This window comes from Nocardioides sp. P86, assembly GCF_023712465.1.
GTDB classification, from domain to species: Bacteria; Actinomycetota; Actinomycetes; order Propionibacteriales; family Nocardioidaceae; genus Nocardioides; species Nocardioides kribbensis.
Genome location: NZ_JAMAYE010000003.1, coordinates 609,801 through 629,652, shown reverse-complemented (window position 1 = coordinate 629,652; position 19,852 = coordinate 609,801). Strand labels below are relative to the sequence as shown.

The window sequence follows — 19,852 nt, the reverse complement described above, 5'->3', positions numbered from 1 at the left end:
ACACCTAGGGTTGCCCCGTGAGTGCGCAGAGGCGGCCGGACTGGCCGAAGGTCAGGCTGCACGTCGTGACCGGCAAGGGCGGCACCGGCAAGTCCACCGTGGCGGCGGCCCTCGCGCTCGCGCTGGCCTCCCACGGCAAGAACGTCCTCGTCTGCGAGGTCGAGGGACGCCAGGGCATCGCCCGGATGTTCGACGTCGACCCGCTGCCCTACGAGGAGGTCCGCGTCGCGACCGGGCTGAGCACCGACCGCGGCGCCGGCACCGTGCACGCGCTGCACATCGACCCGGAGTCGGCGCTGCTGGAGTACCTCGCGATGTACTACAAGCTCGGCCGCGCCGGCCGTGCCCTCGACCGCTTCGGGGTGGTGGAGTTCGCCACCACGATCGCCCCGGGCGTGCGCGACGTGCTGCTCACCGGCAAGGTCTACGAGGCCGTCGAGCGCAACAGCCGCAACAGGAACGCCATCACCTACGACGCCGTGGTGCTCGACGCCCCGCCGACGGGACGCATCTCGCAGTTCCTCAACGTCAGCGACGAGCTGGCCGGCCTGGCCAAGGTCGGACCGATCAAGAACCAGTCCGACACGATGATGACCCTCTTCCGCTCCCCACGCACCGCGGTCCACCTGGTCACCGTGCTCGAGGAGATGCCGGTGCAGGAGACCCACGACGGCATCGAGGAGCTGCGTCGCGACGGCCTCCCCGTCGGCGGCGTCGTGGTCAACATGGTGCGCCCCCGCGACATCGGCGACGACGACCTGGCGCTGGCCCGCACCGACGGCCTCGACCGCGACGCGCTGGCCACCGACCTGGCCGAGGCCGGCCTGCCGGTCAGCGACCCGCTGCTCGACGGCCTGCTGCGCGTCGCCCACGACCACGCGGAGCGCCGCGCCCTCGAGGACGCCCAGCGCGCCCTCGTCGCCGACTTCGGCGTGCCGTCGTACGAGCTGCCGCGCCTGCCGGGCGGCGTCGACCTCGGCGGGCTCTACGAGCTGGCCGCAGCGCTGAAGGAACAGGGGATCGCATGACCCGCTCAGGACCCCGCGTCGGCCCGCTGGCCGGGCGCGCCTCCGCCGCCCCGCCCCTCGACGTCGACGCGCTGCTCGACGACACCACCACCGGCATCATCGTGTGCTGCGGCTCCGGCGGCGTCGGCAAGACGACCACCTCCGCCGCGCTCGCGCTGCGGGCGGCCGAACGCGGCCGGAAGGTGGTCGTGCTGACCATCGACCCCGCCCGGCGCCTGGCGCAGTCGATGGGCATCGAGGAGCTCGACAACACCCCGCGCCCGGTCACCGGCCTCGCGGAGGGCGCCACCGGGTCCCTCGACGCGATGATGCTGGACATGAAGCGCACCTTCGACGAGGTGGTCGAGAGCCAGGCCAGCCCGGAGAAGGCCCGCCAGATCCTGGAGAACCCCTTCTACGTCGCCCTCTCCAGCTCGTTCGCGGGCACGCAGGAGTACATGGCGATGGAGAAGCTGGGCCAGATCCACGCCGACGCCCAGCGCGACGGCACCTACGACCTCATCGTGGTCGACACCCCGCCCTCGCGCTCGGCGCTCGACTTCCTCGACGCGCCCGAGCGCCTCTCCAGCTTCCTCGACGGCCGCTTCATCCGGCTGATGCTGGCCCCGGCCAAGGGGCCGGCCCGGCTGATGACCGCGGGGCTCGGGATCGTCACCAACGCCCTCACCAAGATCCTCGGTGCTCAGGTGCTGCGCGACCTGCAGACCTTCGTGTCGGCGATCGACACCGTCTTCGGCGGCTTCCGCCAGCGGGCCCAGCGCACCTACGCCCTGCTGCAGGCCGAGGGCACGGCCTTCCTGGTCGTGGCGGCGCCCGAGCCCGACGCGCTGCGTGAGGCGGCGTACTTCGTCGAGCGGCTCAGCGGCGACCGCATGCCGCTGGCGGGCCTGGTCGTCAACCGCGCCAGCCCGGCCCCCGCCAGCGACCTGTCGGCCGACGAGGCCATGAGCGCGGCGGCCCGCCTGCGCGCGGGCCGCACCGAGGACGACCTCACCGCGGGCCTGCTGCGGCTGCACGCCGACCAGGTGCGCCTGGTCGAGCGCGAGGCCGGTCTGCGTGCCCGCTTCGCCGCGGCCCACCCCGGCGTCGCCACCGCCGTCGTGCCCGCCCTCGCGGGCGACGTGCACGACCTCGGCGGTCTGCGCCGCGTCGGCGAGCTGCTCGCCGAGGGCCAGGTCCACTGATCGGACGCCGGCGCCGTCACGTCGGCGCCGGGTCGGGCCTCAGACCGTGACGTCGGCGGTGCGGGGGGCGGCCACGGGGGCCGGTGCGGCCTGGGTGCGGGCGGCCTCGAGGACCGAGCGCCACGAGGCGTTCGGCCGACGGCGCAGGAGGGCGCGGCGCTCACGCTCGGTCATGCCGCCCCAGACTCCCCACTCGATCTGGTTGTCCAGGGCCTCGGCGAGGCACTCGGTGCGCACGGGGCACCCGGCGCACAGCTGCTTGGCCTTGTTCTGCTCGGCCCCACGGACGAACAGCTGATCCGGCTGCGCGGCCCGGCAGGCGGCGCGCGGCGTCCAGTCTTCAACCCACATGATGATGTCCCCACATCGTCCGAGAGCAGGTGTGGCGTCCCCATGACGCACGATCCTGTGATCTCTTGGGTACAAGTTAAGGAACCGGGGCCGGCGGCGGACAGACTCGTTGAGGTCGAGCCGCATAGTCCGAAATGACTACTCTCCCATAGCCGGGTTTCGCTGGGGCCTGGAGGCCTCCCGTACCCTGGCGGCATGTCTGAACCGCGCAGTGACCGTCTCTCCAGCGGCCGGGTGCTCACCCACCTGGGTGTGATGGTCGCCGTGTCGGCCGTCCTCGGCGTCGTCGTCGCCGGGCTCGCCATCCCGTTCGCCGGCGTCCTGGGCATCAGCGCCCGCAACGTCGCCGAGACCATGGACAGCCTGCCCGCCGAGCTCGAGACCGAGCAGCTGGCCCAGAAGACCGAGATCACCGACGTCGAGGGCAACGTCATCGCGACGCTCTACGACCAGAACCGCGTCGAGGTCCCGCTGAGCCAGATCTCGCGCAAGATGGTGAAGTCGATCATCGCGATCGAGGACTCGCGGTTCTACCAGCACGGCGCCCTCGACGTGCGCGGCACCCTGCGCGCCTTCGTGACCAACCAGGCCAACGACGGCAACGTCCAGGGCGGGTCCTCGATCACCCAGCAGCTGGTCAAGCAGACCCTGCTGACGCAGGCCAAGACCAAGAAGCAGCGTGCCGCGGCCATCGACGACAGCTACGCCCGCAAGATCCGCGAGCTGCGCTACGCCATCGCCCTGGAGCAGCGCCACAGCAAGGACTGGATCCTCGAGCGCTACCTCAACATCGCCTACTTCGGCGACGGCGCCTACGGCATCCAGGCCGCGGCCAAGCACTACTTCGACGTCAACGCCAAGCAGCTCAACTACCCCCAGTCGGCGATGCTGGCCGGCCTGGTCAAGAGCCCCGACGGCTACGACCCCACCAACTCCCCCGACCGCGCCACCGAGCGCCGCAACGTCGTGCTCGACCGGATGGCGGAGCTCTCGGTGATCCCCGGGACCAAGGCCGACCGGCTCAAGGACACCCCGCTGCGGCTCAAGGTCACCAACACGCCCAACGGCTGCGTCTCGACCGTCGCCCCCTTCTTCTGCGACTACGTCGTCAACTACCTCATGGAGGACCCGGCGCTGGGCGACACCCGTCGCGAGCGCAAGGACATGCTGCTCTCGGGGGGCCTGCGGATCCGCACCACCCTCGACCAGAGCTTCCAGGAGGCCGCCGACGCCTCGGTCGCCAGCCACGTCTACCCGACCGACACCGCCATCGGCGGCCTGGCCATGGTCGAGCCGCGCACCGGCAACGTCCGCGCCATCGCGCAGTCGCGGCCCATGGGCGACGACATGGCCGCCGGCGAGACCTACCTCAACTACGCCGTCAACGAGAAGTACGGCGACTCCGCCGGCTTCCAGGGCGGCTCCACCTTCAAGGCCTTCGTGCTGGCCGCGGCGGTCGAGGACGGCATCCCGCTCACCGAGACCATCTACTCCCCGCCGACCATCTCGATCAGCGAGTCGGCCTTCGAGGACTGCGACGGCGAGCCCTACGGCTACGGCACGTGGTCGCCGAGCAACTCCACCGACTCGGGCACCATGAACCTCATCACCGGCACCCAGCTGTCGGTCAACACCTTCTACGCCCAGCTCGAGGCCCGCACCGGCATCTGCCAGCCCTTCGAGCTGGCCCAGTCGATGGGCCTCGACCTCGACAACCCCACCGGCGACGAGTTCGGCAACGGCGCCGAGCGCGTGCCCTCCTTCACCCTGGGCAGCCCCAACGTCAGCCCCCTGGAGATGGCCGAGGCCTACGCCACCTTCGCCGGCCGCGGCCTGCACTGCGACGCCCGCCCGGTCACCGCGATCGAGGACCTGCGGGGCAACCTGCTCAAGGAGTACCCCTCCTCGTGCGACCAGGTGATGGAGGCCTCGACGGCCGACGCCGTCAACTCGGTGCTGCGCGGCGTCATCGAGGGCGGCTTCGCCTCCGCCGAGGCGCTCGACTCGCCCGCGGCGGGCAAGACCGGCACCACCCAGGACGGCAAGTCGGTGTGGTTCGTCGGCTACACCCCCAAGCTCGCGACCGCCGCCATGATCGCCGGTGCCAACGACGTGGGCACGCCGGTCAGCCTCAGCTACCAGACCGTCGGCGGCACCTACATCTCCGCGGCCTCCGGCTCCGGCGTGGCCGGGCCGATGTGGGGTGACGCCATGAAGGCCGTCGACGACCAGCTCGACGACGACGACTTCGTCGCTCCCTCCGGCACCGACGTGGAGGGCGTGCTCACCACCATCCCCGACGTCGCGGGCCTGTCGCTGACCGAGGCGCAGAGCCAGCTGTCCTCGGCCGGGTTCGGCTACACCTACGGCGGCTACCGCGACACCGGCTACGCCGCCGACTCGGTCGCCTACACCTACCCCAGCGGCGGGGAGTCGGCTCCCTCCGGCACCGCGATCACCATCTACCAGTCCACCGGGGTCGTGCCCCAGCCCGTCGCCCCCTCGACCCCCCAGGGCGGTGGCAACGGCGGTGGCGGCGGCAACGGCGGCAACGGCGGCAACGGCGGCGGCGGTGACGCGGGCGGCAACGGCAACGGTCGGGGCGGCGGCAACGGCGGCGGTCGCGGCAACTGACCGCACCACCCCCTGACGCACGAAGGCCCGCTCCCTGGAGGGAGCGGGCCTTCGTCGTGCGTGGGGTCAGGCGCCGAGCTGGCGGCGCACCTCCGCGGCGACCGCGCCGCCGTCGGCGCGGCCCTTGACCTGCGGCTGCACGAGGCCCATGACCTTGCCCATGGCGCGCATGCCCTCACCGGCCGCGCCGGTCTGCGCGACCGCGGCCGAGACGATCTCGGCGACCTCGGCGTCGGTGAGCTGCTCGGGCAGGTAGTCGGCGATGACCTCGGCCTCGGCCCGCTCCTTGGCGGCCATCTCGTCGCGACCGCCGTCGGCGAAGGCGGTCGCCGCCTCGCGGCGCTTCTTGGCCTCGCTGGTCAGCACGCCCACGACGTCGTCGTCGGTGAGCTCGCGGGCCTGCTTGCCGGCGACCTCGGCGTTGGTGAGGGCGCTCAGCACCATGCGCAGGGTGGAGGAGCGCACCTCGTCGCGGGCCTTGATGGCGGTGGTCAGGTCGGCACGGAGACGGTCCTTGAGGGCGGGCATGAGGCCCATTGTGGCAGCCTGGGCCGGTGCTCCTCACCCGCATCGCGCCCCACCTCCTCACCGGGGCGGCCGCGGCCGCCGCGACCGGCGCGGCCCTCACGGCGTACGCCGCCTCGGAGGCGCGGGCCTACACCCTGCGCCGCGTCGAGGTCCCGCTGCTGCCGGCCGGCCACGAGCCGCTGCGCGTGCTCCACCTCTCCGACCTGCACATGACCCCGGGCCAGCGCCGCAAGCAGGAGTGGCTGGCCGGCCTGGCCGAGCTGCGCCCCGACCTCGTGGTGGACACCGGTGACAACCTCTCCCACCGCGACGCGGTGCCCGTCGTGCGCGACGCCCTCGGAGCGCTGCTCGACGTGCCGGGCGTCTTCGTGCACGGCTCCAACGACTACTTCGAGCCGAGCCTGCGCAACCCCCTGCGCTACCTCCTGCCCGACGACGGCCGACGCGCCACCCACACCCCGCAGCTGCCCTGGCGCGAGCTGTCGGCGACCTTCACCGGGCGGGGCTGGCTCGACCTCACCAACACCCGCGGCGCCCTCACCGTGCGCGGCACCCGGCTCGCCTTCGCCGGGGTCGACGACCCCCACCTCGGCTACGACCGCCTCGACGCGGTCTCCGGCCCCGCCGACCCCGGCGCCGACGTGCGCATCGGTGTCACCCACGCCCCCTACCTGCGCGTCCTCGACCACTTCTCCGCCCAGGGGCACGACCTGGTCCTCGCCGGTCACACCCACGGCGGCCAGGTGTGCCTGCCCGGAGGTCGGGCGCTGGCCACCAACTGCGACCTCGAGCCGGCCCGGGCCCGCGGGCTGCACCGTCACCCCGCCGACTCCCGCGACGGCGACCCGGGCTCGGCGTGGATGCACGTGTGCGCCGGCCTCGGCACCAACCCCTACGTGCGGCTGCGCCTGGCCTGCCGCCCCGAGGCCACGCTGCTCACCCTGGTGCCGCGCGCTCCCCGCTGACCGGCGCCGCTGACCAGGGGCCGGTGACCAGGGCCGGTGACCAGGGTCCGGACCACCCCGCGGCCGATTGGGGGCCGCAGGAGCGGCTCGGGTATGCTCCCGTGCTTGTGAGCCCGGCATCGCCGGTGGTCACGATCGGGCTGTGGCGCAGCTTGGTAGCGCGCCTCGTTCGGGACGAGGAGGCCGCAGGTTCAAATCCTGTCAGCCCGACCATCAGGGCCCGGATCCACCAGGATCCGGGCCCTTCGTGGTCCCGGGACCCGAGGGTGCCGGTGAGCACGGCGACGATCGGGGCGAGGAGTGCTGGCGCGCCCCGCGGACCCGCGGACGCGACCCGCCGCTGCGTGTCAGACTGGCCGCATGCCAGACGAGCAGCAGCGACCCGAGGCGCCGTCGCTGGAGGTGCCGTCCTTCGGGCTCAAGCGTCGCCGCAAGCGTGACGCCACCCCGCCGGAGGAGACCCCCGCCTCGCGTCCCGTCGACACCGGCCCCGCGGCGCCCGCGGACACCTCCGACGCCGGGAGCACCGCCCCGCTGCCCGTCGTCGAGACCCCGGAGCCGCCGCCCGTGGGCGGCACCGCCCCGACGGTCCCTGCCCCGCCGTCGGCCCCCGGGGCGGACGAGGCTCCCCGCGGCCGCCGCTTCGGCCGGGCTGGCAGGTCCGAGCGGTCCACGGGCGCCGCGGCGCCGAGCCGGGCGCCGGGCAGCGCGTCGTCCGCCGTCGCTCCTCCGGCTCCTGCCCCGGCTGCGGCTCCGACTCCCTCCGCGGCCGCCAGGCCGGCCGCCGCTCAGGCGGCGCCCTCGGCTCCCACCCCGGCCGCTGCTCCTGCGGGCGCGGTCGCGGTCGGCGTCGCCGACGAGCCCCGGCCCACGGCGCCCCGTCCGGGTCTGGGCACGGCCCTAGAGGCCGTGAGTGGGCCCGTGGCGGCCGCGGTCACCGGTCTGGTCGTCGGCATCGTCACCGTGGCCCTGACGACCCTGGCCCTGGCCGGCTGCGAGGCCGTGCGCGGCACCTCGACCTGCGGCCGACCCGGCTTCCTGGCGCTGCTGGCCATCATGGCGGCGATGGTGGTGCTGGGCACGGCCCTGCTGCGCCTCTTCCGCGTCGGCGACGCCGGGAGCACGAGCTTCCTGGCCATCGGCCTGCTCGGCGTGGTGAGCCTGCTCTTCCTCGTCGACAGCCTGCTGGAGTGGTGGATGGTGCTCGTCATCCCGCTGGTCACCGGCGTGACCTACCTGTTCTCCCACTGGGTCACCACGCTGATCGACCCCGACGACTGAGCTGGTCGCAGACGCCACGAGGGGCGGGAGCGGGCTGCGCTCAGAGGCCGGCGGCGACCAGCTCGGCGATCTGCACCGTGTTGAGCGCCGCGCCCTTGCGCAGGTTGTCGTTGCTGATGAAGAGGGCCAGGCCCCGGTCACCGTCCACGCCCGGGTCCCGCCGCAGCCGCCCGACGTACGACGGGTCGCGCCCAGCCGCCGCGAGCGGGTTCGGGACGTCGACCAGCTCGACGCCCGGGGCGTCGCGGAGCAGCTCGGCGGCACGGGCCGGCGTCATCGCCTCGGCGAACTCGGCGTTGATCGCCAGCGAGTGGCCGGTGAAGACCGGCACGCGCACGCAGATGCCCGAGACGCGCAGGTCGGGGATGCCGAGGATCTTGCGCGACTCGTGGCGCAGCTTCTGCTCCTCGTCGGTCTCGCCCAGGCCGTCGTCGACGATCGAGCCCGCCAGCGGGAGCACGTTGTAGGCGATGGTGCGGGCGTAGACCCGGGGGTCGGGGAAGGCGACGGCCGAGCCGTCGTAGGCCAGCTCGCGGCTCCCCTCCCCCGCCGCCGAGACCTGGCCCGCCAGCTCGTCGACGCCGGCGATGCCGGAGCCGGAGACGGCCTGGTAGGTCGAGGCGATCAGGCGCACGAGACCGGCCTCGTCGTGCAGCGGCTTGAGCACCGGCATCGCGGCCATGGTGGTGCAGTTGGGGTTGGCGATGATCCCGCGCCGCGCGGCGATGACCTCGCGGGCGGCCTCGGGGTTGACCTCCGAGACGACCAGCGGGATGGCGGGGTCCTTGCGGAAGGCGCTGGAGTTGTCGACCACGACCACGCCGGCGTCGACGAAGCGCGGCACGAGCGCCCGCGACGCGGTGGCGCCGGCGGAGAAGAGCGCGATGTCGAGACCCGTCGGGTCGGCGGTCTCGGAGTCCTCGACCACGACCTCGCGGCCCTCGAAGTCGAGCGTGCGGCCCGCGGAGCGCGCGGAGGCGAAGAAGCGGATCTCCTCGACCGGCACCTTGCGCTCGGCCAGGATCTGGCGCATCGCCACCCCGACCTGGCCGGTGGCGCCGACGACGCCGATGCGCAGCCCGCTCATCGACCCGTGCCGCCGTAGACGACGGCCTCGACCTCGGTGGCGTCGAGGTCGAAGGCGGTGTGGGTGGCCTGCACGGCGGTGTCGATCTGGCCCTCGTCGACGATCACCGAGATCCGGATCTCCGAGGTGGAGATCATGCCGATGTTGACCCCCGCCGAGGCCAGCGCGGAGAAGAATTTCGCGGTGATGCCCGGGTGGGAGCGCATGCCGGCGCCGATGAGGGAGACCTTGCCGATCTGGTCGTCGTAGAGCAGCTTGTCGTAGCCGACCTCGTCCTGGATCCGCGCGAGCGCGCCCATCGCGCTCTGGCCGTCCTCGCGGGGCAGCGTGAAGGAGATGTCGGTGAGGCCCGTCGCGGCGGCCGAGACGTTCTGCACGACCATGTCGATGTTGACCTCGCTGGAGGCCAGCGTCTCGAAGATGCGGGCGGCCTCGCCGACCTTGTCGGGCACGCCGACCACGGTGATCTTGGCCTCGGACCGGTCGTGGGCGACGCCCGCGATGATCGCCTGCTCCATGGGGTTCTCTCCTGAACGGTGGTCGGGAAGGATCCACGTGCCCTCGACGGTGTCGAACGAGGTGCGGACGTGGATCGGTACGTCGTAGCGGCGGGCGTACTCGACGCACCGCAGGTGGAGGATCTTGGCGCCGGAGGCCGCCATCTCGAGCATCTCCTCGGTGGAGACGCGGTCGAGCTTGCGCGCCGCCGGGACGATGCGCGGGTCGGCGGTGAAGACGCCGGCCACGTCGGTGTAGATCTCGCACACGTCGGCGCCGAGCGCCGCGGCCAGCGCCACCGCGGTGGTGTCGGAGGCGCCGCGACCCAGCGTGGTGACGTCCTTGGTGTCCTGCGAGACGCCCTGGAAGCCCGCGACGATGGCGATCGCGCCGTCGGCGATGGCCTGCTCGATGCGCCCGGGGCTGATGTCGATGATCTTGGCCTTGCCGTGCACCGAGTCGGTGATCACCCCGGCCTGGGAGCCCGTGAACGACTGCGCCTTGTGGCCCAGCTGCGCGATGGCCATCGCGACCAGCGCCATCGACATCCGCTCGCCCGCGGTGAGCAGCATGTCGAGCTCGCGCGGCGGCGGGAGCGGCGTCACCTGCTCGGCGAGGTCGCGCAGCTCGTCGGTGGTGTCGCCCATGGCCGAGACGACCACCACGACGTCGTGACCCTGCTTGCGGGTGTTGACGATCCGCTGGGCGACCCGCTTGATGCCGGTCGCGTCGGCGACCGACGACCCGCCGTACTTCTGGACGACAATGCCCACGATGAATGTCCCTCGAGGTCCCGGTGTTGCGTGAGACGCGGCCTGTGCAGCGCGTCCTGACCGGTGTCGGAGTCTATCGGGGCGTCGTGGCCCGCCCGCCCCGCATCTCATCGGCCAGCATCTCGTCGGCCGCGGCGACCTGGTCGGCGTCGAGGTCGAGGTCGACGTCGAGACGGTCGTGGGCGACCACCGAGAGCAGCGCGTTCAGCGCGGCACCGGCGAGGTTGCCCCACGAGGAGACGTAGGAGAACTGCCACCACCACAGCGCCTCCTCGACGTTGCCGGCGCGGTAGTGGCGCAGGCCGTTCTCGAGGTCGCTGGCGATGCTGGTGAGGTCGTCGGAGAGCTGGCCCTCGACGACCTCGGGCACGTAGGGGTCGAAGACGAAGGCGTAGGTGTCGAGGCCGCCCAGCAGCTCGGCCAGCCGCAGCCGCATCTCGTCGAGGTCGGCCTCGGGGCCCACGTCGGGCTGGTACTCCGCGATCGGGGTGAAGTCGCGCTGGGCGCCCAGGCGCGCGCCCGCGAGCAGCACCTGGCTGATCTCGAGCAGCAGCAGCGAGATGGTGCGGCCGGCGTCGGGCTCCTGGGAGACCGCGCGCAGCGCGAGCAGGAAGCTGGCCACCTGGTCGGCGATCTGCTGCGCGAACTCCTCGGTCTCGGCGTCGAGGGCCGGGCGCTCGGCGCCGGCGGCCAGGGGCGCGCCGGTCTCGCGCACCGCGGGACCCGTGGCCGGGTCCGAGGTCTGGGTCGGGGTCATTCTGCTGCTCGCCTCCCTGCGAAAGCACGTCCGAGGGTGACCTCGTCGGCGTACTCCAGGTCACCACCCACCGGCAGTCCACTCGCCAAACGCGTGACGCGCAACCCGATCGGGCGCAGCATCCGCGTGAGATAGGTCGCGGTGGCCTCGCCCTCGAGGTTGGGGTCGGTGGCCAGGATCGTCTCCGTGACCGTGCCGTCGGCCAGCCGCATCATCAGCTCGCGGATGCGCAGCTGGTCGGGCCCGATGCCGTCGATGGGGCTGATCGCCCCGCCCAGCACGTGGTAGCGCCCGCGGTACTCCCGGGTGCGCTCGATGGCCACGACGTCCTTGTACTCCTCGACCACGCACAGCACGGTCGGGTCGCGCCGGGGGTCGCGGCAGATGCGGCACTGCTCGTCCTCGGAGACGTTGAAGCAGATCGAGCAGAACTTCACCTTGGCCTTGACCTCGATCAGCACGTCGGCGAGGCGCCGGACGTCGACCGGGTCGGCCTGCAGGAGGTGGAAGGCGATGCGCTGGGCGCTCTTCGGACCGACCCCGGGCAGGCGCCCGAGCTCGTCGATGAGGTCCTGGACGACACCCTCGTACACCGCGCTCCCCTCCCCTGCTGCTCGGACCTAGAGGCCGAGCGAGCCGCCGGGCATGCCCGGGATCTCGCCGCCGCCGGCCAGGGGGCCCAGGGCCTCGCTGGCCATCGCGTCGGCCTGGGTCTTGGCGTCGCGGTAGGCCGCGACGACCAGGTCGCCGAGGTCGACGAGGCTCTCGGGGTCGCTCGCGTCGAAGCCTCCGGGGGCGATCCGGACGCCGACGAGCTCGCCGACACCGCTCACCGTGGCGGTCACGCCGCCAGCGGTGCCTTCGACCGTGGTCGAGGCCAGCCGCTCCTGCGCCTCCTGCAGCTGCTCCTGCATCTGCTGGGCCTGCTGGAGCAGGGCGTTCATGTCGAAGCCGCCACCGCCGCCGCCGAGCGCGTCGAAGGGGTTCTGCGTCATGGGGTCACCTCTGTGTCCGGTCGGGTGCGTGCGTGCGGGCCCAGCATGACGGGTCGCGCCAGGACGGCGGTCACTGGTGCCGGATCTCCTCGATCATCCGGGCACCCAGCTCGCGCTCCAGCAGCTCGGCGCCCCCCAGCTCGTGGCTGTCGGCGTCGAGGTCGTCGGGGTGGGCGTCGGCGTCGCGCTCGGCCAGGTCGTCGCTGCGCGGACGGTCCACACCGCCCGTGCGGGTCTGCTGGATGGCGCCGCGCGCCGCCGCGATCGAGTCGGGGCCGGCGGTGCGGACCTCCGGCACCACCGCCACCGTCGCCTCGGGGGCGACGCCCCGGGCCGGGGCGCCGTCGACCGCGCCGTGGTCGTCGGCCCGGGGCGTCCGCCCCTCGTCGTGGTGGTCGTCGGGCACACCCGGCGAGCCCTGCGCGCCCGGAGCGCCCGCGGCCTCGGAGCCCTGTCCCTCGGGTCCGGGCTCGTCGGCCCACGACGGCGGGCCCGCGGGCTCCTCGCGCGTCGGCGGCTCGGGGGGCTCGGAGCGCTGCGGCTCCGCCGGGCTCGCCGGCCGTGTCACCTGCGGCGTGCCCTCGGCCTGCGCGCCGGGGTCGACGATGGTCTCGATGCGCCAGTCGGAGCCCACGACGTCGATCGCGGCCTGGCGCACGATCTCGCCGCTGCCGCCGTTCTCGAACGACTCCCGGGCCCCGGAGTTGGAGAAGCCGAGGGTGAGGGTCTTGGCGTCGACGCCGACGACCTGGGCGTGCTGGGTGAGATGGATCCAGGTGACCCGCCGGCGCAGCTTCGTGGCCTCGACGATGTCCGGCCAGAGCCGGCGTACGTCGACGAGGCTCAGCCCGGCCGCCGGGCCCGCCGCAGCGGCGGGGGCGGGCTCCCGCGCCGGCGCGGGTGCCGGCGCGGGTGCCGGTGGGGTGGCCGGGGCCGGCGGAGCGGGCTGCGACGCCTCGACGGGCGGGGCGGGCGGTGCGGCCGCGGCCGGGGCCGGGGCGCCGGACGGGGGCTGCGACTCGGCGGGCGGCTCGGGCCGGTGCGGCGGCGCCGGCGCGCGCTCGCGCTCCGTGCCGGGGACGGCCGACTCCTCCACCGGGGGCACGACCACCTCGGAGCTGATGCGGGGCACGACGGCGTCGGGGGCGGCGACCGGCTCCGGCTCCAGCGGCGGCTCGACCCGGGAGGCCTCGCGGTGCGGGCGGTCCTGGACGGGCGCGCCCGCGCGCACCGGCGAGGCCGCTGCCGAGGGGGTGCCGCTGATGGCCACCCGGCGCTCGAGGCGGTCGAGGCGCGCCATGAGGCCCTCGGTGGAGTGGTCGGCCGCGGGCAGCAGCACCCGGGCGCAGATGAGCTCGAGCAGCAGCCGCGGCGCGGTGGCGCCGCGCATCTCGGTGAGTCCCGCGGCCACGAGGTCGGCGGCGCGGGTCAGCTCGGCGCTGCCGAACCGCGCGGCCTGCGCGACCAGTCGCTCGCCCTGGTCCTCGGAGACGTCGATGAGCCCGGTCGCCGGCGCGTCGGGCACCGCGGCCACGATGACGAGGTCACGCAGGCGGCGCAGCAGGTCCTCGGTGAAGCGGCGGGGGTCCTGGCCGGTCTCGACGACCTTGTCCACCACCCCGAAGACCGCGCTGCCGTCGGCCGCGGCGAAGGCGTCGACGACCTCGTCGAGCAGCGCGTCGGGGGTGTAGCCGAGCAGGGCGGTCGCCAGCTGGTGCGTGACGCCGGCGGGACCCGAGCCGCCCAGGAGCTGGTCGAGCACGGAGAGCGTGTCGCGGGCCGAGCCCGCACCCGCCCTGACCACCAGGGGCAGCGCCGCCGGCTCGATCGGCACGCCCTCCTGCTCGCACAGCTGGGAGAGGTAGGACGACAGCAGCCGCGGCGGGATCAGCCGGAAGGGGTAGTGGTGGGTGCGCGAGCGGATGGTCGGCAGCACCTTGTCGGGCTCGGTGGTCGCGAAGATGAAGCGCAGGTGGGGCGGGGGCTCCTCGACCAGCTTCAGCAGGGCGTTGAAGCCCTGCGTGGTGACCATGTGGGCCTCGTCGATGATGTAGACCTTGTAGCGGCTGCGCACGGGGGCGAAGAAGGCCTTCTCCCTTAGGTCGCGGGCGTCGTCGACGCCGCCGTGGGAGGCCGCGTCGATCTCGATCACGTCGATCGACCCCGGGCCGCCGCGGGCCAGGTCGCGGCAGCTGTCGCACTCCCCGCACGGGTCGGCGACGGGCGCCTGCTCGCAGTTGAGCGCCCGGGCCAGGATGCGCGCCGAGGTGGTCTTGCCGCAGCCGCGGGGCCCGGAGAACAGGTAGGCGTGGTTCACCCGGTTGTTGGCCAGCGCCGCGCGCAGCGGCTCGGTCACGTGGTCCTGGCCGATGACCTCGGCGAAGGACTCCGGCCGGTAGCGGCGGTAGAGGGCGAGCGGTGAGTCCACGCCCCGACCCTAGACGGCCGCTCCGACAACCACCACGGGCGGCGGCGCGACCGCGGGAGCGACCCGCGCGGACGCGGTGGGCGCCCTCCGCGTGCGGGCATGAAAAGGCCCCCCGCGCACCCGACAGAGCTCACTTACCCTTGCTGCCTTCCGGCCCTGGGGGAGTTCGGCGAGATGCCGCCACACGGGGGGTTGGCCACGAGTGTAGGTGAGGCCCGCAGCAGCGCCAACACGAGCCCGCGACCGGCCGGCCGTCCCGGCCCGGGGCCCGTCCGGAGCCGCTCGCGGGGGTGCGATTTCACCGCGAGGACCGCCACGGGTACGCTCCTGCGCGGAGGATTCGCCTAGTGGCCTATGGCGCTCGCTTGGAAAGCGGGTTGGGTTAACAGCCCTCAGGGGTTCGAATCCCCTATCCTCCGCCACTCGACGGCGCCGCACTCGTGCGGCGCCGTCGCTGTCTGTCGGCACCCGTCGCGCCCGCGCGGCCACCGCCTCCGGGGCCCGCTCAGCCCGCGCTCTCGCGGATGAGGTCGTCGACGTCGAGCCCGAAGGCCTCGGCGGTGTCGAGCAGCACCGTGGCCCAGTCGCGCAGCCGCTCGAGCGAGGCGCGGTCACGCACCTGTCCGATCTGCTCCTCGTTGTGGAAGGCGACCGTGTCACGCACCATCTCGGCCACCACCGCAGCGGCCGAGCGCGGGTGGCTGCCCGTGGCCTCGACGTGCCACTCGAAGTGGTCGCGGTAGGCCTGCCAGTCGAAGCCGTGCCGGCTCGCCGAGAGCCGCGCGGCGCGGCGGAAGTCGGCGTCGCTCATCGTCGCCACTGCCGGGTGCGTCACCAGCCGGGCGGCGTCCTCGGTGGCGGTGCGGTAATGCTCGTCGTCGGCCTCGAGCCGGCGCAGCGAGGCACGCAGCACCTCGAAGCGGCCCCGGTGGGCGCGCGCCGCGGCGTCCCAGACCTCGCGGGCCTGGGAGGCGAAGGGGGCGAACTCCTCGGCGATCGCCGTGCGCACCCCCGCCTCCTCGGCCAGCCGCGAGCGCACACCCGGCGGCAGCAGCTGCAGCTGCTCGTCGCTCAGCCGGCTGCCACCGGCCTGGCGCAGCGCGTCGGCGAGCGACGCGACGAGGCGGGTGCGGCCGCGGTCGTCGGTCACGGAGTAGATCGGCACGGGGGGTCCTTCGGCGGACGGGGCGGCGGTGTCGCCGGGGCGGGTCTGGTCGAGGCGAGGGGCAGGGAGAGGGGTCGGTGGTGCAGTTCTACGTCGGAGTCGGGCCCCAGCGGGGCCGGACGCGGTTTCTCGGACGATCCCGGACAGCGTCGGGTTCCGCCGCAGGGCCTCCGGCACGCCGGACCGCGCCCGGGACGGCGGGCCGGAGGACTCCCGTCGCCGCCGTATGCTTCGGCCTCGGGCGGGCCACGGGGAGCGCGCCCGCACGTCGTCAGGTCACTCGGGGGGCCATCGGTGGAGCAGGACACGGCCGGGGGGCCCAACGGGTCGGGCGACGCGTCGCGGTGGGACGGTCTGGCCCTGGAGCTCCAGGCCCTGCGCGCCCGGGTCGGCGACCCGTCGTACGCCGAGATCGCCCGCCGCGTCAGCGGCGCCCGCGAGGCGGCGGGCACCCCGGCGCACGCCGCACGGGTCGCCCGCACCACCGTCTACGACGCCTTCCGCACCGGTCGCACCCGGGTCAACCTCCCGCTCGTGCGCGAGATCGCCCACGCGCTCGGCGCCGAGGACGAGCGCGTCGACGCGTGGGTCGAGCAGTGCCGGCGGCCGCGTCCGACCGCCGCGGCCGAACCCCCAGCACCCCCAGCACCCCCGACGCTCCCCGCCGCCGACGGGGCGGACGCGGCAGACGGCGCGGAGGGCGGCGACGGCACGGCCCGCCCCGTCGACCCCCCGCCCGCGACGTCCGGACCCGACCCGTCGTCCGGGGCCGGCGCGGGGGTGCCACCGCGTGGTGCGCTGCTGCTCCTGGTCGCGTGCGTCGTCGTCAACCTGCTGGATCGCTCGCTGGTCGAGCTCCTGCAGCTGCCGGTGCACCTGGACATGGTCGGCACGGCGATCGCGGCCCTGGCGCTCGGGCCGTGGCGCGGCGCGGCGGTGGGCCTGGCCACCAACGTGCTGGGCGTGGCCGAGAGCGGCCCCGTGTCGGTGCCCTTCGCGCTGGTCAACGTGGCCGGTGCGCTGGTCTGGGGCTACGGCGCGCGGCGGTGGGGCCTGGGGCGCAGCCTGCCGCGGTTCCTGGGGCTCAACGTGCTCGTGGCCCTGGTCTGCTCGGCCGTGGCCGTGCCCATCCTCGTCTGGCGCTTCGACGGCGGCACCGGCAACGGCGGCGACATGGTCACCGACTCGGTGCTCGCCCTCGGGGTGCCCCCGCTCGCCGCGCTCGCGGTCGCCAACCTGCTGGTGTCGCTGGGCGACAAGATGATCAGCGGGTTCGTGGCGCTGGTGACGATCTCGGCGCTGCCCGCCGCCCTGCGCACGGCGGTGCCGGTGCTGCTGCCCGCGTCGCCCCCGACCACGCCACCGACGCCGGCAGACCCGGGCCCGCCCGGCGGGGGCCAGGAGCCCGACCGCACCCGACCCGGCGACACCTGACCCGGCCGACCGTCAGCGGCGGCGGGCCAGCACGGGTCGCAGCACCAGCGCGAGCAGGAGCGCCCCGCCACCGAGCAACCCCCACCACAGCGCCTCGTCGCGCGCCCCGGCCAGCGGGTCGCTCACCGGCGGCGGGGCCAGCGCGCTGGCGGTGTCACGGGCCACGGTGGTCTCCCCCGAGGTGCCCGAGCGCTGCGGCAGCAGCGGCCGGGTGACCGCCTCGGCGGCCTGCACCAGCCCGGCCCCCGTGAGCCGCGACGCCACGTCGGCGCGTCCCGCGGCGGTGCCGACCAGGCGGTCGACGAGCTGCTGCGGGGAGTCGTCGGGGAAGCGCGAGAGCAGCAGTGCCAGCACCCCCGCCACCTCCGCGGTCGCGATGGTGGTCGAGGGGCCCGGCGCGATGCAGGGGGCACCGTTGGCCGCCCACGACAGCGCGCCGACGCTGGGGGCGGCGACGTCGACGGCGGAGGAGCGCAGCGGGTCGGCGACGTCGGTGGCGGCGACGCCCACGACGTGCCCGGCGCCGGCCGGGCCCAGCACGTCGGCGGCGTCCTCGGTGGCCGACGGCCGCGCCAGCGGCACATCGGCGCTGTCGGGGCGCGCCTCGTCGACGACCGGGCGGTCGCCGACCCCGGCGACCACGATCGCCCCGGCGTCCCACAGCTCCTCGGCGGCAGCCTCGAGCGCGCGGCCCCGCGGCACCGCCACGGGCACCGCGACCACCACCGTCCGGTCGGCGGCGCGCACGAGCGGCAGCACCGAGCGCAGCCCGGCGGTCAGGGCCTCGGTCGTCGCCCCGACGCCCTCGGCGTCGGGGTCGATGTCGTCGAGCACCCGCACCGAGACCACCTGCGCCCCCGGGGCGATGCCGACCGGGGTCGGCCGCTCGGCGCCCTCCTCGGTGAACGACGCCCCGGCCACGATGCCGGCGAAGGTCGTGCCGCGGTGGTCGAGCGGGCGTCCACCGCCGGCCTGGCTCGGCAGCACGGCGCCGGCCGACACCGCGGGGACCCCGACGGCGCCCGAGTCCAGCACCACCACGGTGACCCCGGCCCCGGGCTCGACGCCCCGGGCTGCGAGCTCCTCCTGCGCCGCCGGCACGCCCATCGCCTCGAGGGGCAGGCTGTCGCCGGTCAGGGGCTCGCTGACCTCCGTGCCCTCCTCGAAGGCCTGGTCGCAGCCCTGCCCGAAGGGACTGGCAGCCCCGGCCGGCGTCGGCAGCAGCGGCGTGCCCAGCAGCGCGGTGACGGCGAGCCCGCCGACCACGACCCGCGAGCGGTGCCGCCGCTCGGACCTGCTCGCCGATCCGGCCCGGGCGGACCCCCGGGTCACGCGCACTCCGTGGCCTCCTCGACGCTCTGCGGCGGGCACAGGGCCAGCTCGGGCGAGAGGACGACGCCGGTGTCGAACACGTCGAGCCACGCGTCGGGCACGACCGGCAGGGTCATGTCGCCGTAGCCGAGGTAGGTCAGGGTGTCGGGACCCTCGAGGTTGAAGGCCGTGCCGGTGGAGTCGACGACGAAGGTGCTGGTGCCGGGCGCGCCCGACCAGTCGCCCACCACGAAGATGGCGCCCGCGCCGGGCTCGACCCTGACGTCGCGCTCGGCCCGCGGCAGGTCGGCCGCGCTGGCGTCCTCGCCCGGCTCGGCGTAGGCCTGGGCGCGGGGGGCGCCCTCGGGGTCGGTCTCCAGCAAGGCGCACTGGCCGCTGGGCACGGCCTGCTCCGGCGCCGCCGTGGGCCAGCGGGCACCGGCGTAGACGTCGCGGTTCTGGTCCACGTCGGGCGGAGCGATGTCGAGCGGCGTGCGGTCGGTGCCGCGCGCGGCGTTGGCGTAGACGGCGAGCGCGAAGGGGTCGAGCAGGCCGGGACCGTCGCTGGTGAGGACGTAGCCGCCACCGTCGTCGGTGGCGACGTAGTCGCCCGCCACGCCCTCGGCGCGGGAGAGCCCGGGCACCTCGCCGCCGACCTCGCCGACGTCGAAGGAGTCGAGGTCGAGAGGGGCGCCCTCGGGGAAGAGCTGCAGCCAGTCGCCGCTGACCGCGGTGGCCTGGGCCTGGGTGGAGAGCCCGAACTCGTTGAGGAAGAAGTCGCGGCCGTTGTCCATCGACAGCAGGTACCGGTAGGCCTGGGCCGGGGTGTCCACGGTGGCGGGGGCGGTGGCGACCACCCAGACCTCGCCCTCGCTCTTGACCACGAAGGCCTGGCCGTCGCCGATCGGGTTGGCGTCGGGTCGCGCGGAGACGTCGACCTGGAGCGCCTTGGCCGGGCCGGTGCAGGCCGTCCACCCGCTCTCGACCATCTCGTCGGAGCCCGGCAGCGTCTCGGGCCCCTGGAGGATGCCGATCTCCGGCCCGAGCGGCAGCGTGTCGATGGTGTCCTGGGCGATCGTGGTGGGCTCGTCGAGCTGCCCCTGCAGCGCCAGGCGCGCGGAGACCACGTTGTCGACCGGGCGCGCCTCGGGGTTGCCCTCGCCGTCGAGGAGCACGACGTAGGAGGCTCCCTCGTCCTCGGAGATGAGCAGCCCCGGCTCGTCCCAGCCCTCGGGGGTCCGGTCGGTGAAGATGCCCGTGATGGCGGCACCGGCCACCAGGAGCACGGCGAGCGCCGCCCCGCCGATGAGGGTGCGGCCCGGGCGCGCCGGCTCGACCTCACGGCCGCCGGGGGCGCCCGAGACGAAGGCGGTGACGAGCCGGCGCCGGCTGAAGGCGTGGGCCTCGACGAGGTCCTTCTTGGTCGCCACCGG

The 19,852-nt window shown here is 74.5% G+C and carries 17 protein-coding genes, 2 tRNA genes and 1 other RNA gene; 8 read left to right on the top strand and 12 right to left on the bottom strand.

Features of this window, described 5'->3' with window-relative positions; all coding sequences use genetic code 11:
* Positions 1 to 17: 17 nt before the first annotated feature.
* Both M3673_RS16330 and M3673_RS16325 read left to right on the top strand, forming a co-directional pair.
* A complete protein-coding gene (locus M3673_RS16330; RefSeq protein WP_251534944.1) occupies positions 18 to 1,028 on the top strand; it encodes an ArsA-related P-loop ATPase in 1,011 nt (336 codons plus the stop codon).
* A complete protein-coding gene (locus M3673_RS16325) occupies positions 1,025 to 2,212 on the top strand; it encodes an ArsA-related P-loop ATPase (protein WP_251534942.1) in 1,188 nt (395 codons plus the stop codon). Before M3673_RS16330 ends, M3673_RS16325 begins: the two co-directional genes overlap by 4 nt.
* Positions 2,213 to 2,251: 39 nt before the next feature.
* Here the strand turns inward: M3673_RS16325 and M3673_RS16320 are convergent, their stop codons facing one another.
* The gene (locus M3673_RS16320) at positions 2,252 to 2,563 is read right to left on the bottom strand and encodes a WhiB family transcriptional regulator (protein ID WP_082500081.1); all 312 of its coding nucleotides are present in this window, start codon (positions 2,561 to 2,563) and stop codon (positions 2,252 to 2,254) included.
* Positions 2,564 to 2,758: 195 nt separating this feature from the next.
* On the opposite strand from M3673_RS16320, the gene M3673_RS16315 reads away from it, so the two are divergent.
* Positions 2,759 to 5,197 carry a penicillin-binding protein gene (locus tag M3673_RS16315; protein WP_251534940.1) on the top strand — a complete coding sequence of 813 codons (2,439 nt, stop codon included), beginning with the start codon at positions 2,759 to 2,761 and terminating at the stop codon, positions 5,195 to 5,197.
* A 66-nt stretch (positions 5,198 to 5,263) separates the two neighbouring features.
* On the opposite strand, the gene M3673_RS16310 is transcribed toward M3673_RS16315, so the two are convergent.
* Positions 5,264 to 5,725 (bottom strand): GatB/YqeY domain-containing protein, encoded by a 462-nt coding sequence (locus tag M3673_RS16310; protein WP_056904165.1) that lies wholly within the window; start codon positions 5,723 to 5,725, stop codon positions 5,264 to 5,266.
* Positions 5,726 to 5,751: 26 nt separating this feature from the next.
* On the opposite strand from M3673_RS16310, the gene M3673_RS16305 reads away from it, so the two are divergent.
* The 3 genes from M3673_RS16305 to M3673_RS16295 all read left to right on the top strand — a co-directional run bounded on the left by M3673_RS16305 (position 5,752) and on the right by M3673_RS16295 (position 7,971).
* Positions 5,752 to 6,690 carry a metallophosphoesterase gene (locus tag M3673_RS16305; RefSeq protein WP_228942949.1) on the top strand — a complete coding sequence of 313 codons (939 nt, stop codon included), beginning with the start codon at positions 5,752 to 5,754 and terminating at the stop codon, positions 6,688 to 6,690.
* Between the two features lie 136 nt (positions 6,691 to 6,826).
* A tRNA-Pro gene (locus tag M3673_RS16300) sits at positions 6,827 to 6,903 on the top strand.
* Positions 6,904 to 7,599: 696 nt separating this feature from the next.
* Positions 7,600 to 7,971: a hypothetical protein gene (locus M3673_RS16295; RefSeq protein WP_228943533.1), complete on the top strand. Its 372-nt coding sequence runs from the start codon at positions 7,600 to 7,602 to the stop codon at positions 7,969 to 7,971.
* Positions 7,972 to 8,011: 40 nt separating this feature from the next.
* Here M3673_RS16295 and M3673_RS16290 read toward each other — a convergent pair whose 3' ends face one another.
* From M3673_RS16290 to ffs, 7 genes are all read right to left on the bottom strand, one after another.
* The gene (locus M3673_RS16290; RefSeq protein WP_251534938.1) at positions 8,012 to 9,058 is read right to left on the bottom strand and encodes an aspartate-semialdehyde dehydrogenase; all 1,047 of its coding nucleotides are present in this window, start codon (positions 9,056 to 9,058) and stop codon (positions 8,012 to 8,014) included.
* On the bottom strand, positions 9,055 to 10,329 hold the full coding sequence (locus M3673_RS16285) for an aspartate kinase (RefSeq protein ID WP_056863160.1): 1,275 nt from the start codon (positions 10,327 to 10,329) through the stop codon (positions 9,055 to 9,057). The genes M3673_RS16290 and M3673_RS16285 overlap by 4 nt, the downstream gene beginning before the upstream one ends.
* Positions 10,330 to 10,402: 73 nt before the next feature.
* Positions 10,403 to 11,086, bottom strand: a complete 684-nt coding sequence (locus tag M3673_RS16280; RefSeq protein ID WP_251534936.1) for a DUF5063 domain-containing protein — start codon at positions 11,084 to 11,086, stop codon at positions 10,403 to 10,405.
* Positions 11,083 to 11,679, bottom strand: coding sequence for a recombination mediator RecR (gene recR, locus M3673_RS16275; protein ID WP_056863159.1), 597 nt, complete (start codon positions 11,677 to 11,679; stop codon positions 11,083 to 11,085). Before recR ends, M3673_RS16280 begins: the two co-directional genes overlap by 4 nt.
* 27 nt (positions 11,680 to 11,706) lie before the next feature.
* Positions 11,707 to 12,081 (bottom strand): YbaB/EbfC family nucleoid-associated protein, encoded by a 375-nt coding sequence (locus M3673_RS16270; protein WP_251534934.1) that lies wholly within the window; start codon positions 12,079 to 12,081, stop codon positions 11,707 to 11,709.
* 70 nt (positions 12,082 to 12,151) lie between these two features.
* On the bottom strand, positions 12,152 to 14,509 hold the full coding sequence (locus M3673_RS16265; RefSeq protein WP_251534932.1) for a DNA polymerase III subunit gamma and tau: 2,358 nt from the start codon (positions 14,507 to 14,509) through the stop codon (positions 12,152 to 12,154).
* Positions 14,510 to 14,612: 103 nt separating this feature from the next.
* Positions 14,613 to 14,703: signal recognition particle sRNA small type (gene ffs, locus M3673_RS16260), an RNA gene on the bottom strand.
* Between the two features lie 139 nt (positions 14,704 to 14,842).
* On the opposite strand from ffs, the gene M3673_RS16255 reads away from it, so the two are divergent.
* Positions 14,843 to 14,931: transfer RNA gene (locus M3673_RS16255), tRNA-Ser, on the top strand.
* A gap of 83 nt (positions 14,932 to 15,014) precedes the next feature.
* On the opposite strand, the gene M3673_RS16250 is transcribed toward M3673_RS16255, so the two are convergent.
* On the bottom strand, positions 15,015 to 15,674 hold the full coding sequence (locus tag M3673_RS16250; protein ID WP_251534930.1) for a hypothetical protein: 660 nt from the start codon (positions 15,672 to 15,674) through the stop codon (positions 15,015 to 15,017).
* 294 nt (positions 15,675 to 15,968) lie between these two features.
* Between M3673_RS16250 and M3673_RS16245 the strand changes: the two genes are divergently transcribed.
* The gene (locus M3673_RS16245) at positions 15,969 to 17,108 is read left to right on the top strand and encodes an ECF transporter S component (protein ID WP_251534928.1); all 1,140 of its coding nucleotides are present in this window, start codon (positions 15,969 to 15,971) and stop codon (positions 17,106 to 17,108) included.
* 12 nt (positions 17,109 to 17,120) lie between these two features.
* Here the strand turns inward: M3673_RS16245 and M3673_RS16240 are convergent, their stop codons facing one another.
* Together M3673_RS16240 and M3673_RS16235 are read right to left on the bottom strand one after the other, a co-directional pair.
* A complete protein-coding gene (locus tag M3673_RS16240) occupies positions 17,121 to 18,440 on the bottom strand; it encodes a S8 family serine peptidase (protein WP_251534926.1) in 1,320 nt (439 codons plus the stop codon).
* Positions 18,437 to 19,849, bottom strand: a complete 1,413-nt coding sequence (locus M3673_RS16235) for a type VII secretion protein EccB (protein WP_251534925.1) — start codon at positions 19,847 to 19,849, stop codon at positions 18,437 to 18,439. The genes M3673_RS16240 and M3673_RS16235 overlap by 4 nt, the downstream gene beginning before the upstream one ends.
* Between the last annotated feature and the right edge of the window lie 3 nt (positions 19,850 to 19,852).

Bases quoted from the DNA above. Each gene is read 5' to 3' on its own strand.
- M3673_RS16325 (WP_251534942.1), top strand. From the start codon at position 1,025: ATGACCCGCTCAGGACCCCGCGTCGGCCCGCTGGCCGGGCGCGCCTCC.
- M3673_RS16320 (WP_082500081.1), bottom strand. From the start codon at position 2,563: ATGTGGGTTGAAGACTGGACGCCGCGCGCCGCCTGCCGGGCCGCGCAG.
- M3673_RS16310 (WP_056904165.1), bottom strand. From the start codon at position 5,725: ATGCCCGCCCTCAAGGACCGTCTCCGTGCCGACCTGACCACCGCCATC.
- M3673_RS16290 (WP_251534938.1), bottom strand. From the start codon at position 9,058: ATGAGCGGGCTGCGCATCGGCGTCGTCGGCGCCACCGGCCAGGTCGGG.
- M3673_RS16270 (WP_251534934.1), bottom strand. From the start codon at position 12,081: ATGACGCAGAACCCCTTCGACGCGCTCGGCGGCGGCGGTGGCGGCTTC.
- M3673_RS16315 (WP_251534940.1), top strand. From the start codon at position 2,759: ATGTCTGAACCGCGCAGTGACCGTCTCTCCAGCGGCCGGGTGCTCACC.
- M3673_RS16280 (WP_251534936.1), bottom strand. From the start codon at position 11,086: ATGACCCCGACCCAGACCTCGGACCCGGCCACGGGTCCCGCGGTGCGC.